This is a genomic window from Nostoc sp., from assembly GCF_036917635.1.
Taxonomy (GTDB): domain Bacteria; phylum Cyanobacteriota; class Cyanobacteriia; order Cyanobacteriales; family Nostocaceae; genus Nostoc.
The window spans coordinates 1-15932 of record NZ_JBALCW010000026.1 but is presented as its reverse complement, the minus strand read 5'-3'; the positions used below and the strand labels follow the sequence as shown (position 1 = coordinate 15932).

Here is a 15932-nt window from a genome sequence, read left to right as displayed (position 1 = left end):
TAGCTAATGCGACTGCCAAGGTTAATCTTTGTTTTATTCGGTTGATGGTTAAGAGGCTTGCTGCACCTTCTTAGATGTCAAATGGGTTCTATAGTCAAAATCTACATAATTTCATCTGCAAAAACTTCTGATTTCTTGTTTCACTGATACCAGTATGATCAATAACTCCTTCCATACAAGGATCTCGTTGAGGCAGGACAACCACCATAGATTAAGCAAGCCCAAGAGTAAGTGTGAAGATTGACACATTTATCCCCAAAAATCACGGCAGGGGTTACTAGGTATACCGTAATCTAGAGGTTGTTGATAAACAGCTTCTAACTTAATGACTAACAGACGCCAATTTTTAAAAGGGGTGACAGGGCTTTCTGGCTTATCTTTAGCTGGTTGTGGCTGGAGGCTAGCTGAAGTCCGTGCTAATTCTAATACTTCGGGTCAACGTGACCAACTTTATATTTTTACCTGGACGCAATATACTGACAACCAATTATTGAAAACCTTTAGCACCCAAACAGGCATGAAAGTGCTAGCGGATGTGTATGATTCCAATGATGTCATGCTAGCTAAATTGCAAGCTGGAGGCGGTGGGACTTACAGCATTATCTACCCATCCGATTACATGGTGCAGAAGATGGTAGACAAAGGTTTATTAACAGAAATAGATCGCGATCGCTTAATCGGTTTAGAGAATTTATTTCCCCGGTTTCAGAATCCTAGCTATGACCCCCATAACCGATATAGCATCCCTTTTAACTGGGGGACAACAGGTTTACTTTACAATTCTGAAAAAATCAAAGATGCACCACAAGACTGGGATTACCTTTGGCAAAACAAAAAGCAACTTAATCAGCAAATGACCTTGCTCAATGATGTTCGAGAAGTGATGGGTGCAACATTACGGATGCTAGGTTACTCTTACAACTCAAAAAATGAACAAGAAATCAAACAAGCTTATGAAAAATTGAAAGTGCTAAAATCTGCGATCGCACGTTTTGACACCGACGCTTGGCAAAATCAAATTCTAGCAGGAGATTTACTATTAGCAATGTGCTATTCAGCAGATGCGGTGAGAATTTCTCAAGAAAATCCTAAACTCAAATATGTAATTCCTCGCAGTGGTTCTTCATTATGGACAGACACTATTGTAATTCCTAAAACAGCCCCCAACCAGGCTGGAGCTTATGCTTGGATTAACATGATTTTGCAACCAGAATTAGCAGCTAAAATCAGTCAACGTCTAAATATTTCTACGCCTAATAGTGCTGGATTTGAGCAATTGCCAAAAAAAATCCAAAATAATCCTAATTTATTTCCCTCAGAGTCAGTTTTAGCAAATTGTGAACGTGTTACTCCTGTAGGAGAATTTGAAGAGGTTTACGATCGCTATTGGACTCAGTTAACTAGCGGGTAAAATAGTTAGGAGTTAGGAGTTAGGAGTTAGGAGTTATAAGTGGTAAATTTTCAAAAAAATGATATTTCTAAAATAGAAGAATTGCATCGCCCACCAGCGAATTGGGTGCAACCTTTGGCATTACTTGCACCATCTGGGATTTGGTTATTGCTTTTGTTAGTGCTGCCAACTTTGATAATTTTCGAGTTAAGTTTAGTTGCAGACATCCGACCAGGAGATTTGGTGAATCCCAACGGATTTAAAAATTACATTAGAATATTTGATCCACTTTATGTGCATGTAATTGTGCGATCGCTATTTTTTGCGTTTGGCACCACAATAATTTGTTTAATTTTGGGCTTCCCCGTTGCCTATTGGATTGCTCAGATAGCGCCTCAGCGTTGGCGGAATTTGCTACTATTAGGCTTTGTCTTACCTTTGTGGACTTCCTCGTTACTCCGTTCTTATGCTTGGATTACAATTCTTCGTCCTACTGGTTTATTGAACAGTTTACTCAGCAATTTAGGCTTACCTACTTTGGAATTACTTAACCAGAGTCAAGCTGTATTTATTGGCATGAGTTACAGCTTGTTACCCTATATGGTTTTGATTTTATATGCTTCTCTCGAAAAGCTAGACAAGCGGTTGCTAGAAGCGGCGGCTGATTTAGGTGCAAATCCGGTGGAAACTTTTTACCAAGTAACCGTACCACAAATTTTTCCTGGAATTGCGGCTGCTTCCATGCTTGTATTCATCACAGGCTTGGGGGATTTTGTCGATCCAGAATTACTTGGTGGTGCTTCTAGTATGACGGCGGCGCGGTTAGTTTATAACCAGTTTCTGGGAGCAACGCAAAATTGGGGATTTGGTTCAGCCTTAAGTATGACGTTAATTTTGCTTGTTAGTATTGCGATCGCACTTTTAATTAAGTTTGGTGAGACTGCACCCAAACGCTAAACTTTCAGTCACTGAATTTTAGATTTTAAATTTTGGATTAAAGATTCAAAATCAAAAATTTAAAAAGATTTTAGAGCAAGTGAATTTCTACTCACTCCGCCAAAAGCAAGCTACGTGGAATAAATCTAAAATTAAATGACAGAGCTAATGAGTTAAGTTATGGAGTCAATCTAAAATCCAAAATCCAAAATTGTTTGACTCATTTATAATAAATGCATCAAACGCCAGCGAGACAACGGTTATGCTCTCACCTGATCTCAAAAATGCGTTACCAACTACTGATGAACTTCCCTGTTCAGACGATACGCCAGTGGATAACGAAGACCAAAACTTTTTGCCCAACATTTTACTCTTCTTACTCAACTCCATTTGGGCAAATCGTATGGATTGGTACTTCGGTGTAGATATGGGATTATATCACACCACAGGACTAAATTCTAGAGTACCTGTAGTGCCAGATGGTTTTTTAAGTGTGGGAGTAGAACGAAAAAAGGGTGGTAAATCACGCAAAAGTTACGCGGTTTGGGAAGAAAATGGAATAGTTCCAATATTCACATTAGAAATGGTATCCCACACCCCAGGAGGTGAATACGACGAGAAACTAGATATATACAGAAAACTCGGTGTATTGTACTACGTAATTTATAACCCTGAGTTTTGGCGACGCGACCAACATCAACCCTTGGAAGTCTATAAGTTAATAGATGGAAACTACCAACTACAAATAGGTGAACCTTATTTGATGCCAGAGGTAGGGTTAGGTATTGGGCGACACCAAGCTGTAATTGCTGGGATACAACAAGAGTTTTTATGTTGGTACGATGAGCAAGGAAATCGCTATTTTACAGATGCAGAACAGGCACAACAGCAGCGACAAAGGGCCGAACAATTAGCGCAGTATTTACTTTCTTTAGGTGTAGATCCAAATAATCTACCTGCTAATTAAGGCGATCGCATTTCCCAAAATATCAAACCGCAACGCGAGAGTCATTAGTCATTAGTTCTTGAGATACCACGCGCACTCTTTAACGTGTTTTTAATTAGCCTTTAATCAGAAAGTTTTCTTCAGCCACGTTAGCAAAGCGGACGAAGCCCGGAACGAGGTATGTAAGCTGTCGCGCATTTAATTTGCACAATTAGGGCGGGCTTTTCGTCCCATCCCACAAGAAATTTATTTTTTGGAGGATGCAAATTAAAAGATTTTTAGCTTACCAAAAAACAATAGACCTCTTGCATGAATCAAAAATAAAGAACCCCACCCCTAACCCCTCCCCGATGTTTTGGGGAGGGGAGCGTAAGTTTACTCAAATGCGGGGTGGTGTATTAGGGACTTTTGCAAGAGGTCTATTGATCAATGACTAATGACTAAATGGTTTGAATCATCTGTATTACTATTAATTAACTCCCTAATTGTAGAAAGAAACTCATGCTCTAAATAAGGCTTAGTCAAGTAAGCCTTTGCACCCAATTCTTGAGCAAGCTGACGATGTTTTTCAGCGCTGCGAGAAGTGAGAATCACTACAGGTGTTTTTGCTAAATTGGGGTATTGACGGAAATTGCCCAACAACTCAAAACCATTCATTCGTGGCATCTCTAAATCGGAGATGACAACTTGTATTTCTGGATGTAACTGTAACTTTTCTAGAGCTTCTACACCATTTTGAGCCTGTATTACTTGATAACCAGATTTTTGCAGTGTCAGAGAGATAGTTTGGCGCAGACTAATTGCGTCATCTACAACTAAAACAACTTTTGGTAACTTATTATCTGTTTGAGAATAACTGGGTTGGGTTTCTATAGGTAATTTATTATCTGTTTGAGAATAACTGGGTTGGGTTTCTATAATTGTTGTGGAAGTAGATGCAGCAAGTAATGGTGTAGATGAAAAAGTCTGTCCTGATATCGCTAAGGGTTTTTTATTTGACAAAGAAGGTACTGGTAGCGCCATGATATCAAGTGTTGTTTGTTGAAGCTCGCTAGATACCAGGAATGAAGCATCAATCACTAAAATCAGATTACCATTAGCTAAACTACTACAACCATAAATGTATTTTGGCGGTGCGATCGCATTTCCTAAAGGTCTGATTACCAGTTCTTGTTCACCAATTATTTGGTCAACTTCTAAAGCAAACATTCCCTGATTTCGTCGTAGCAAAAGCACCGGATTTTTCGCTAGGCTTGGGTCGTGATTAATTGATACGTTATATAAAGTATCACTGTTAATGTATGAACCATTATAATTAATTAACTTTGAAAGTTGACGGAGGCTAACCATAGTCTCATCATTGTCTGTATTCCAATGTAAGACTTTTTTACCTTCAATTTCTTTAATCTGCTGCTCAGAGGGAATCAATATTTTTTCGATGCTGTCCAAAAGAAGGGCATAAACAACACCTTTGGCTTGAACTAGCATTAATTTTTCGGTAGTCATAGAAAAAGGAATTTTGAGTATGAATATTGTTCCTTGGTTAGGTAAGGATTGAACTGAAATTGAACCATTAAGTGCCTTCATCTGAGTCCGCACGATATCTAACCCCATACCGCGCCCAGAGATTTCACTTACTTTACCAGCAGTAGAAAATCCCGGTGAAAATATCATATCTAACAGTTCAGATTCAGGTAGATTAGAAGCATAGGAGATAGTTTTTTCTTCAGTTTGTATGGGATAAAATTCAGCAGCTTTTCTGCGAATTCTGTCTAAATTCAATCCCTGGCCATCATCCCGAAGCTCAATAACAGTTTGGCTACCCTGATGATAGGCGCGGATTTCAATTAACCCTTGTTCTGGTTTACCAAACTCTCGGCGAAGTTGCGGAGATTCAATACCGTGGTCAAAAGCATTACGTACTAAATGTAATAAGGGATCGTACAGCTTTTCTGCGATCGCTTTATCAACTAGTACTTCAGTACCAGTAAGTTTCAATTCTACAAGTTTGGCATGAACATTCCCCAACTTATCTACCATGTGGGGGAACCGATTCAGGATATTGCCCAAAGGCGACATTCGTGCTTCTACTAAGCTATCTATAATATTAAGAGTTAAATTTTCTTGTTTATCACTAATTTGGGCAGCTTGCGTCACGAGCAAGTCAAGAGACTCCGTAGTTTCTTGTAGTTGCAGTGTCTCTTCTATTGCTTCATGCAATGTCATCTGAAAATCTGTATATACATCCATTTCTAAAGAGTCAAATTTAACTGCAAAATTTTGCGTTTGTTGTGAGGTAAAATTTTGTATTTGTAATGGTAAATCACGTAATTCATTTAAAGTTGTTTGGTGTCTAGTAAGTTGCTGGATTAATTGGTCAATTATTTCTTTGACTTGTTCATCTTGCAAACTACGCCGTTTTTGGTAAATCAGCAATTCTCCGGCTAGATAATTAAGGTGTTGCAGTCTCTCTGTATCTACTCGGATAAATGAAGGTTGGCGAAAGTTTTTAGTTTGAACATACTGTGATTTATCTTCTATTTCTTTGTTGATTTGTGTCGCTAAATCAGGCATGACTTCAATAGCAGTTTCAGGAACATTTATAACTACCTGCTCATTGACAATTAATGAATCAACCTTTTCTGAATAATCCTCATTTGTGGTTATAAGCACTTGCTCGGCAAGGGTTACGCTAGCTTCTTCTCCCCATATTGCTTCTAGTAAGTTCTCAGTTATTTGAGAATAACGATTAGGCATTTCTTTAATAACTAAAACTTTTTGTAACTTGGGACTATCAAGCCAATTTTTCTCTTTGCTAGTAACAGGAGAATAGTTTTTATATTCTTCTGCTAATCCATGAATTCGGTTTTGTAATATTTTAATGATTGAAATATAGCTGTTATTTTTTGCAACAGAATGCTGAAACTTTATGACAGCAAATATTATGATTAAAATTATCCCTTGTCGATAAATACAAAGGCTTTGACTATCGTCTTCATCTTGAACAAAATCAAGAAAGTTTTTCAGCCAATTATCGATATAGTCAAGTAAATTATCTTTTTCTAATCTGGGAACCATTAAATCAAAATTAAGCTCTGCCTCTGGTATTTGGATCTCGTGATTAAACCAGCCAAAAATGTAGCGAATTACTTTTAAATAAAACTTGGCTGTTGTAGGCTTTACTGATTCGTTTTTATTGTTATCAGATGTAGTGATAAATTGGTAAAATTGTTCTTCTGAATTATTTTGTAATTCTCCAGATAACTGATTATTTGCCACTGTTGTGAGTTTTTGCAAAGCTGGAGAAGTTTTTCCGCCAGATGTGCGATCGCCTTCTAATACCAATTTTTGTGCTTGTTGCAAATCTGCAAGGGCAATTTCTGCAATTTGCTGCACCTGAGTAGGGTTTGCTTGCAGGGCTGACAGAATTGTTTGAGAAATTTCTCCCAATCCAGGTAAATTTAGAGATTCTGCTAAACCGAGAAATACCTCAGCTTGAGAGTGTAAAAACTCGATAAATTCGTCACTACTTGGTGGATTGTTAACAGCTTCAGCAATACTGTTTAGACGTTGCTCTACTCCCACTTCAAAAACGGACTGGACAATATCAAATCCCAATTCTTCAGAAGTGGGAATATGAGTCTCAGCACCAAATGCATCACCCAGCTTTTCTTGCAACTGTGCAAACACTGAAGTCGTTCGATGAAGCAGTTCTTCATCATTAACAGTACTGCCGATTAATTCGGTATTTAATGCTATGCTAAGACACTCATAAGCTTGCAACAAAAGTGTTTGCAATTCGGTATCAACTACCACATTTGGATTATATAGGGACTTAAATACATCTTCCAAAAAATGGGCTATCATTTTAATTACTTCTAGCCCAACATTAGCAGCGCCACCTTTAAGTGTATGAGTAGCCCGCATTAAATTATGAACTTTAGCAATGCTATAACCTTCCGATAAGCTAAATAGTTCTTGTTCAATAATTTGGACTAATTCTGGGGCTTCAGCCAGAAAGTAGATGTATCCTTGTTCACGAATTTCGTTATCTGTAATCATAAGTTAGGAGTTAGGAGTTAGGAGTTAGGAGTTGGGAGTTAGGAGTTGGGAGTTAGGAGTTGGGAGTTGGGAGTTGGGAGTTGGGAGTTGGGAGTTGGGAGTTGGGAGTTAGGAGTTAGGAGTTAGGAGTTGGGAGTTGGGAGTTGATCAACCAATTGATTTTTCAGTTGTCTTGACTATTGAACTTAAAATCCGAATGATTTCGTCTGCATAGATTAGTTCATTGGTTAAATCAATATTTACTAGTTTGGACTGTTGTAGTAAACGTAGCCAGTATTTGGTTTCCCTAGCTTCTTTGTATGCAATATACATTTTTGCCAAGAAATCCTTTCTACTCCGACCACCGCTAGCCTCTTCAACATTCGCGCCAATACTTGTTCCACTTCGTAGTAATTGCTTATAAAGCACATATCCCCGTTGCTCTTGCAGTTGAATATACAGGTGAATAATTTCCAAAGCAAATTGAAAACTCTTCTGTTGAATAATACTCTCTGCCAATTACTCTTCTCCTATCTTCAACTCAAAAGTTACGATTAATTAAGGTCAAAGCATTTTTAAATCTGTCAAAAAATAGTGATTTATCTAATTAATGCTTTAACCCAATAACTCCTCACTCCTAACTCTTAATTCCTAACTCTTAACTCCCCACTCCCTATTCCCTACTTCACTTTAAACTTACTAGCAGTTGTTAATAGCTCTTGCGCCATCCCTGATAAATCTTGGAACACAGTAGCAATTTCTTGAGATTCCGCAAAAGTCTTATTAGCAATTTCTGCTACATCTTGCATTGATTTTGTGACTGTTACAGATTGCGTCATTTGTTTTTGAGTCGCTGCGGTAATTCGCTCGATTAGCTGACTAATTTCGGCAGTTGCATAAACGATCGCATTCAAGTTTTGCCGAGTATCATTGACAAGATTTGTACCTTCTACCACCTGCTGAATACCAGTTTCCATCGCTACTGCTACTTCTCCGGTTTCTGCTTGAATCTCCTGGACTAATTTTTCTATTTCGATGGTTGCTGCTGCTGACTGGCGAGATAAAGAACGAACTTCATCAGCTACAACTGCAAAGCCTTTGCCATATTCACCTGCACGGGTGGCTTCAATGGCTGCATTCAAAGCCAGCACGTTTGTTTGTGTGGCAAAATTACCAATCAAATTCACCACTTTGGAGATTTTTTGCGAAGATTCACTGAGGCGTTTAATCTTCTTGCTGGTTTGAGCGACGGTTTCACGAATTCCTTGGATTGCTTTTACAGTTAAGTTCATTGCAGTATCGCCAGACTCTACAGTTTCATTGGCTTGTTGTACCGCTACTTGCACTAACTCAGCATTCGTCACCACAGCTTGAGTCGAGTCCACCATTTGTTGAATCTCACCTAAAGCTGCGGTAATTTCCTCAGATTGTTGTTGTGCTAAATTAGTCAGTCCCGTTAGTGAAGCCTCGCTGTTACCGGAAGTTTGGACAACTTGTTGAGCAGCGCCCTGTACCTGAAGAACGATTTGCCGCAGCGCTTGCAGGGTATTATTGTAAGCATCGGCGATCGTGCCTAGTTCGTCTTCTGTAATGGGTGCGCGTACTGTTAAGTCGCCGTTGAGGGCGGGTCTAACGGCTATTAAAAGTTGAATAGATCGTTGTTGTAATAACTCCTTGGCTGCCTTTTCTCGTGCTACTGTTTCTGCTAATTTTGCTGACTGCGCTTGTACTTGTTGCAAATATTCAGTCTGTTGTAATGCTAGTCCTAACTGGTTGCCAATCCGTGCTAATAAGGTGACTTCCGATTCTTCCCAATCACGAGTTCCAGAATTTTGATAAGCTGCCAATAATCCCCACAATTGTTCCCCAGCAAATACAGGAACAATTACATAAGCTTTAACTTCAAATTGCTCTAAAATTTCAATGTGGCAAGGAGAATGACCTACCTTATAGATGTCATTTACAACAAAGTTTTCCCCCTCGACATATCGACCTCCTTGAGTTTCTTGCAAGTGGGTATCTTCCCAGACAGTTTTGATATCGGGACCTACCAGTTTTACCCAAGTATGAGCTACTGATTCTGCGACAAATTCACCACTCCAATTAGGGTTGAAGCGATAGACTGCGACGCGATCGCATCGCAGTAATTGCCGTACTTCTTGAGTGGTTGTTTTGAATATTTCTTCGACATCTAAAGATTGCCGAATCCGGTTACTAATCTTGGTGACAGCTTTCTCTTGTTCCGCTATCTGAGCTAGTTTATCAGATTTTAACCGAACTAATTCTAAATAATCTATCTGTGATTTAGCTAGGCTAAATTGCAAGCTAGTCTGAACCAAAAAGTTCGCTTCCCAGGTTTCCCACTCACGGGGGCTAGAATTTTGATAAGCTGCCAGCAAACCCCACAATTTATCCCCAAAGAATATAGGAACAATTATGTAAGCTTTGGCTTCAAACTGCTCTAAAATCTCAATATGGCAAGGAGCAAGTCCTACTTGATAGATGTCATTAACGATAAAGTTTTCGCCTTTGGCATACCTACCTCCCTTAGTTTCTTGCAAGTACGTATCGTCCAAAACTGTTTTAATATCAGGCCCTACCAGTTTTGTCCAACCAGTACCCACAGACTCAGCGACAAATTCACCACCCCAGTCAGAGTTAAAACGATAGACTGCGACGCGATCGCATCGTAGTGATTGACGCACTTCTTGAGTGGTTGTTTTGAAGACGCTATCTACATCTAAAGATTGTCGGATGCGGCCTACTATCTTAGTAAAAGTTTTTTCTTGTTCAACTATTTGAGCTAGTTGCTCAGATTTCTTATGCATCTGTTCTAGATATTCGCCTTGTGAGATAGCTACACCAAATTGCAGTCCAATTTGTGTCACAAAGCTTTCTTCCCAAGGTTGCCAATCACGAGGCCCAGAATTTTGATAAGCTGCCAGCAAGCCCCATAATTTATCTCCAGCAAATATGGGCGCAATCATGTAAGCCTTCATTTCATACTGCTCTAAAATATCAATGTGGCATTGAGCATGACCCATTTTATAGATGTCTTTGGCCACAAAGCTTTCACCCTTGGCATAACGCCCTCCTTGGGTATCTTGTAGGTGGGTATCTTCCCACACCATATAAAAGTCAGGGGTGACCATTTTTACCCAGCCATTACCCACTGACTCAGCGACAAACTCGCCACTCCAGTCAGGTTTGAAGCGATAAACGCCGACGCGATCGCATTTTAGTAATTGACGTACTTCTTGAGTGGTTGCTTGAAAAAGCTTATCGACATTTGATACTCGGAGAATTTTGTCGATGACTTTAGCTACAGATTTTTTTGCTAATATGCGCTGTTGTTCTTCTTTTTTGAATTCAAAAGTCTGCAATTTGTATATCAGTTCTGTGGTAATTTGAGATAACAGACTAATTTCTACTTCTTGCCACTGCCGCGTTGATAAGCAATTATTTACTGTTAGTAACCCCCATACTTTACCTTCTCTTACAATCGGTAAACTCAAACTAGCTTTTATTTGAAATTTATCTAGCAGTTGCTTTTGATAAGGTGTAAGTTGAATCTGGCTGATATCATCAATAACTACAGGTTCTATATAATCTTGATTGCTATATAAACCAAAAATAATTCCGGGAATATTTTCGCCTAAAGTTGGTGTCCAACCTAGTGTTCTTGATTCTGCTAAAACATTACCTGCATCAATGGAAGTAAACTGATAAATTAAGGCGCGATCGCAGCCAAGTTTTTCTCTAATTTGCGCTACAGTAATTTTGAGTAATGTATCCAAATCTGGCGCTTGGCGCATGTGAGTTTCGATGTCTTGCAACTGTCGCCGCCAAGTTTTAAATTCCTGAGCGATCGCGTTTAATAAGGATATTTCATTGCTAGCAATATTTGTTATATTCGCGTTGCCATTCATATTTTCTATTTCAGAAATTATCTGCTTATTTTCATTGCTATTGTTATACAAAAATGTCATTTGATTAACCTCAAAAATTGTTAGACTAATAATTGGTTATTCGGCAGGTAAGAATGAATTATTATTTGGCTATCAAGGATTAGGAATTGTTAAAACAATATACCTCATCACCTATAATCAACCGTTCAATTATGAATTTTCCACATGGGAGCTTGGATAATTGTTATAGCATCCAAATTAAAAATCATATTCTCAGAATCATTAATAAAGTATCCCTGTAAAAAAGGTAAGATTTTAGGATAAAATAATTCGCTAGTTGGGGGTTTCATTTGCTGAGTATCTAGCCATTCAATATCTATCAGTTGTCGTACCAACAGTCCCAAATATTTACCCTTATTTTCGAGAACAATCGCCATCATTTTTGAAAGTAAATTTGCTCCTTGCGAAATTGGAGGATAGCCTAACATTGCCTCTAAATCTACTAACCAAAGCATCTCACCACGCCAGTTATAGATACCCAAGATGCTACTAGGCATCTGCGGAACGCCACATATTTCTGGTAATGATACTTGCATAACTTCTGTGATGTGTTGTAACGAAATTATCGCTGTATCCCTTACTCCCAAATTAAAACTTAAAAACTTTTCCTTGGTTTCCAAAGTTATTAATCCTTTGTGCTTAATTATTAATCTCTAACCACTATTTGCAGTTATTATTTAATTTTGTAGAGGCTCTACATTAGCAACATTGACTTCTAGTCTTTTGTTGATTTATGAAAGTTTTACTAATTAAGTAATCGCTTTAAAACTAGCCCTAATTCCTCTCGATCAATCGGTTTTGATAGATAACCATCAGCACCCAACATATTACCCCAAATTTTATCTACATCACTATTTTTTGTAGAGCAAAAAACCACAGGTATTTTGCTAGTTTTGGGATTGTTTTTCAACTCTCGGCAAATTTCAAAGCCACTTTTACCTGGTAAAATTACGTCGAGAAATATGAGGTCTGGCTTATTTTTATCTATTTTGTCTTGAGCTTCTTCACTGCTTGTGGCGCTAATCACAGAATAACCTGCCTGTTGCAAATAACGACTGATTATTTCCATATCTGTTAAGCCATCTTCAACAACTAAAACAGTATTCATGATAATTTCCCTTTAAAACTTTTTAAGAATGTAAAGAAATTAGACATACAAATCCTAAATAATGTGTGGACAAACACAAGGGGTTAGGGACTAGAGACTAGCCCCTAACCCCTTGTCATAAAGAATATTTCACAAATCAAACAGGACTGTTATAAATACAAAAATTTGTATTTGTCTAATTTTGATTCAATCTTTATATATTAACCTCCGAAAAAGTACGTAATGAACAGAATTTAATATATTTTACTTACGGATAACATCTTCGATTTTGGACAAAAAAATTAGGTGGCTTTAAGACCGCCACCTACTTCCCTGTTGGGAATTTGGACTTATTATTTATTACCCCAGTAATTTTATGTTTACTGAGGTAGGGTTTACTGATTGTAAATATTTTTGTTATCGCAATTGTTAAGCAATAGGCTGATGCTGAAGAGTGAAATTAAATTTTCAAGCTAATCAGATTAATTTATGATTAATCATCAAGAAAAATTATTCATTCTCCCTACTTACAAACTCCTAAATTACTTTGACTCTTGTCGATGGATACACTCGGTGTAGGCAAATATTTACGTATTATACTCATCACCTTGTCAGCGACTACAGGTTTAGTCATAAAATCTGTAGAGCCGACTACCTTAGCACGAACTCTATCTAAAAGGCCATCACTACCTGTTAGTATAATTACTGGTGTATTGGCGAAGGCAGATATTCGTCGCAACTGAGTACAAATTTCGTAACCACTGGCGACTGGCATAATCAAATCCAAGAAAATCAGGTCTGGTTTATCCTGAATGAGAATTGGCAGAGCTTGTACAGCATCTTGAATTTTGATAAACCTTAATCCATTAGAAGTGATAATATCCTCTAGCATTTTACAGACCTGAGGGCTATCATCTACGCAAGCTACTAAAGGAGCAATGGGTTTCTTTGGTTGTGGAGTGATAGGCTTATTGTTGCCCTCACTCACTACTAAGGGCATGTCAGGTATTTCTACCAATTCGATGATTCCTTTAAGGATATAGGGAAGCAATGAACGGGTGAGTGGTAGTACACTTTGCTTCATTTTCACGGCTAAATCTCGCAGAGTTAATTTGCCGTTGATTAAATTTACAAAGTTTTTGTAGACAGATGGACTTACCATCTGCTGAAGTTGTTCTGGTCGCCGTATAACTGGTGCTAAGTCAGGAGAAAAATTTGCTAAACCAGCTTCTGACCAAATTTTCCACGAGTCTTGCATCTGCTTTACAGACATTTCTGCACTCGTGAAGCTTATTGGTGCTTCTAAGATAACTTCTTGGTTGCGATTGCAACTTATAGAAGCAAAATTTCCTTGCATAGCTAGGTCAAACAATAGTTCTGCGATGGTGTTTTCGGCAATACACTGAATCTGTTCTCTCTGAATTTTCTGTTTTTTATGAAAGATTTCTAGAATGCGATAATCCCAGTAATCTAGTGATACGTCTTTCAAACGCAACTGCAATTTTTCAACATCAATCTGGGGACAATTTTGAGCCATATTTCTCCGCCAACGGCGGAAGGGATGAGTTCCACCTGTTGCCCAAACTATCCGTCCTAAGCGATAATAAAAAGTCCATTGGCTGCCCTTAGAACTTTTAATATTTAATTTGCCATTATATTGCAGTTGAGTACAAGTTTTAAATTCATTAACTAGGTTATTTGAAAAAATAAGTTCGGAGTGGGTCATACTTTGTTCCTTATATTAAAAAGCCAGCTATTGAAAAACCCACAGTAGTACCGCAAGTCAGAAGTAAAAAAGCTTTAATTTTTTTTGGCTTTCTGGCTGTTGGGAATGATAGGTTTATTTGCGCCGACCTGTACTAGCTTATAGTGGTCACCAGATACGTCAATAAGTGCAAATACATTTCGGATATAGCAGTCTAAATCAAGTTTATTATAATCAAGTGATATAGGAAAATAGCAAAACATATTACTAGTAAAAAAGTCATGTAGCACAGAGTTGATTACCAGCATTTACAACTAAAGTAGGTTGCTATACCCCACATCATTAAAAAAGATGCATTCAGTATTTATATATTATTTTAATAATTTACCTACGGAATTATATCCGTAGAATTTCTGAATTTTTGTTGAAACAAGATTGGCAGTCTTTATTTAGGTCAATTCTGCTTGGTTTTGCCGAAAAAATCACTGTAAGTCGGTCAAATTAAATATAAAACCTCACACTCAATCCGGCTTCCCCCGACAATAATAAGGAGAGGGATTGAGGGTGAGGTTTTGTCTTATGTTTAATTACGCCTACTTACTTATCTTAAAAATATTTACTAAAATTTACATTTATTAATGTGTCTCATTTATAGAGAGACGCGAAATTAGACTGGGCTTCTCTACGAGAGGCTACGCCAACCCTAATGCGTCTTTTTACACGCCTTAAATTGCCAGTAATAATCCTTAAGTGTATAAATTGAACTTCTTTAAGATTTGTTATGGTTTTGATAGCTGATAACAGCTGCCCTAAGATTACTTTGGTGTTCTGAAAGGAGCCGATCGCCTTCGTCTTTTTCCAAACCAGTCCAGTGCATCAATAGCGCTAGCTTCACCCATTTGCCACTGCGTTCTAATAAAAAACCAGCGGCTTCCCGACTTAAGCCTGTGAGGTCTTGCAAAATTCGCAAAGCGCGATCGCGTAACTTTTGATTTGTTACCGCCACATCTACCATACGATTACCGTAAACTTTGCCTAGTTTGACCATCACCCCAGTCGAAAGGATATTTAAAGCTAACTTCGTGACTGTACCAGCTTTCAGGCGAGTTGAGCCAGCGATTATTTCTGGCCCTGTCAAAAGGCGAATGTCAATATCGGCATCAAAGCTAACTTGTTCAGCAGGAACACAGGCGATAAAAATAGTAGCGGCTCCTCGCACACGAGCAGCATGAAGCGCACCGTGAACATAAGGCGTTGTCCCACCTGCGGTAATACCAACTACCACATCTAATTGGGTAATTTGTCTTTGAGCGATCGCAGCCTCCCCATCTTCGATGCTGTCTTCTAAATCCTCCGAACTGCGTAATAGTGCGCCAGCACCACCAGCAATAATCCCCTGTACCAACTCTGGCGGCGTACAAAAAGTAGGTGGACACTCAGCAGCATCTAACACTCCTAACCTGCCACTTGTGCCTGCACCAATATAAAATAAACGTCCTCCGTGGCGCAAACGCTCTGCGGTGCGATCAATTGCTTGTGCCAACTGAATTTTCGCCGCCGCAACCGCCTCGACTGCCTTTTGGTCTTCGCTATTAAACAACTCCACCAATTCCAGAGAACTGAGCTGGTCTAAGTTAAGACTGTTAGGATTTACCAGCTCGGTTAAAAGATGCCCACGTTCTTGCAAGTTTGTCATTTGTCCTTTGTCCTTTGTCCGTTGTCCGTTGTTCTTTGTCCTTTGTCCGTTGTCATTTGTCAGTTAGCGACCAATGACCAATGACCAATGACCAATGACCAATGACCAATGACCAATGACCAATGACCAATGACCAATGACCAATGACCAATGACCAATGACC

At 38.6% G+C, this 15932-nt stretch carries 10 protein-coding genes; 3 read left to right on the top strand and 7 right to left on the bottom strand.

The window, feature by feature from the left end; translation table 11 throughout:
• Positions 1-325: 325 nt before the first annotated feature.
• The 3 genes from V7K32_RS08175 (at position 326) to V7K32_RS08165 (ending at position 3293) form a co-directional block, all read left to right on the top strand.
• Positions 326-1411, top strand: coding sequence for an ABC transporter substrate-binding protein (locus V7K32_RS08175; protein WP_334991996.1), 1086 nt, complete (start codon positions 326-328; stop codon positions 1409-1411).
• 63 nt (positions 1412-1474) lie between these two features.
• Positions 1475-2347 (top strand): ABC transporter permease, encoded by an 873-nt coding sequence (locus tag V7K32_RS08170; RefSeq protein WP_442938709.1) that lies wholly within the window; start codon positions 1475-1477, stop codon positions 2345-2347.
• A gap of 241 nt (positions 2348-2588) precedes the next feature.
• Positions 2589-3293: a Uma2 family endonuclease gene (locus tag V7K32_RS08165; protein WP_334991992.1), complete on the top strand. Its 705-nt coding sequence runs from the start codon at positions 2589-2591 to the stop codon at positions 3291-3293.
• A 405-nt stretch (positions 3294-3698) separates the two neighbouring features.
• Here the strand turns inward: V7K32_RS08165 and V7K32_RS08160 are convergent, their stop codons facing one another.
• The 7 genes from V7K32_RS08160 to murQ form a co-directional block, all read right to left on the bottom strand.
• Positions 3699-7334, bottom strand: coding sequence for a hybrid sensor histidine kinase/response regulator (locus V7K32_RS08160; RefSeq protein ID WP_334991990.1), 3636 nt, complete (start codon positions 7332-7334; stop codon positions 3699-3701).
• A 147-nt stretch (positions 7335-7481) separates the two neighbouring features.
• A complete protein-coding gene (locus tag V7K32_RS08155) occupies positions 7482-7832 on the bottom strand; it encodes a four helix bundle protein (protein ID WP_334991988.1) in 351 nt (116 codons plus the stop codon).
• A 161-nt stretch (positions 7833-7993) separates the two neighbouring features.
• The gene (locus V7K32_RS08150; RefSeq protein WP_334991986.1) at positions 7994-11302 is read right to left on the bottom strand and encodes a GAF domain-containing protein; all 3309 of its coding nucleotides are present in this window, start codon (positions 11300-11302) and stop codon (positions 7994-7996) included.
• Between the two features lie 125 nt (positions 11303-11427).
• Positions 11428-11901: a chemotaxis protein CheW gene (locus V7K32_RS08145; RefSeq protein ID WP_334991984.1), complete on the bottom strand. Its 474-nt coding sequence runs from the start codon at positions 11899-11901 to the stop codon at positions 11428-11430.
• A 125-nt stretch (positions 11902-12026) separates the two neighbouring features.
• Positions 12027-12389, bottom strand: a complete 363-nt coding sequence (locus V7K32_RS08140; RefSeq protein ID WP_334991981.1) for a response regulator transcription factor — start codon at positions 12387-12389, stop codon at positions 12027-12029.
• Positions 12390-12891: 502 nt separating this feature from the next.
• Entirely contained in the window at positions 12892-14094 is a 1203-nt protein-coding gene (locus V7K32_RS08135; RefSeq protein ID WP_334991979.1) for a response regulator, read from the bottom strand.
• A 748-nt stretch (positions 14095-14842) separates the two neighbouring features.
• A complete protein-coding gene (gene murQ / locus V7K32_RS08130) occupies positions 14843-15769 on the bottom strand; it encodes an N-acetylmuramic acid 6-phosphate etherase (RefSeq protein ID WP_334991977.1) in 927 nt (308 codons plus the stop codon).
• Positions 15770-15932: the final 163 nt, after the last annotated feature.

Excerpts from the sequence above, each read along its gene's own strand:
- V7K32_RS08175 (WP_334991996.1), top strand. The coding sequence starts at position 326 with ATGACTAACAGACGCCAATTTTTAAAAGGGGTGACAGGGCTTTCTGGC.
- V7K32_RS08160 (WP_334991990.1), bottom strand. The coding sequence starts at position 7,334 with ATGATTACAGATAACGAAATTCGTGAACAAGGATACATCTACTTTCTG.
- V7K32_RS08140 (WP_334991981.1), bottom strand. The coding sequence starts at position 12,389 with ATGAATACTGTTTTAGTTGTTGAAGATGGCTTAACAGATATGGAAATA.
- V7K32_RS08165 (WP_334991992.1), top strand. The coding sequence starts at position 2,589 with ATGCTCTCACCTGATCTCAAAAATGCGTTACCAACTACTGATGAACTT.
- V7K32_RS08135 (WP_334991979.1), bottom strand. The coding sequence starts at position 14,094 with ATGACCCACTCCGAACTTATTTTTTCAAATAACCTAGTTAATGAATTT.
- V7K32_RS08150 (WP_334991986.1), bottom strand. The coding sequence starts at position 11,302 with ATGACATTTTTGTATAACAATAGCAATGAAAATAAGCAGATAATTTCT.
- murQ (WP_334991977.1), bottom strand. The coding sequence starts at position 15,769 with ATGACAAACTTGCAAGAACGTGGGCATCTTTTAACCGAGCTGGTAAAT.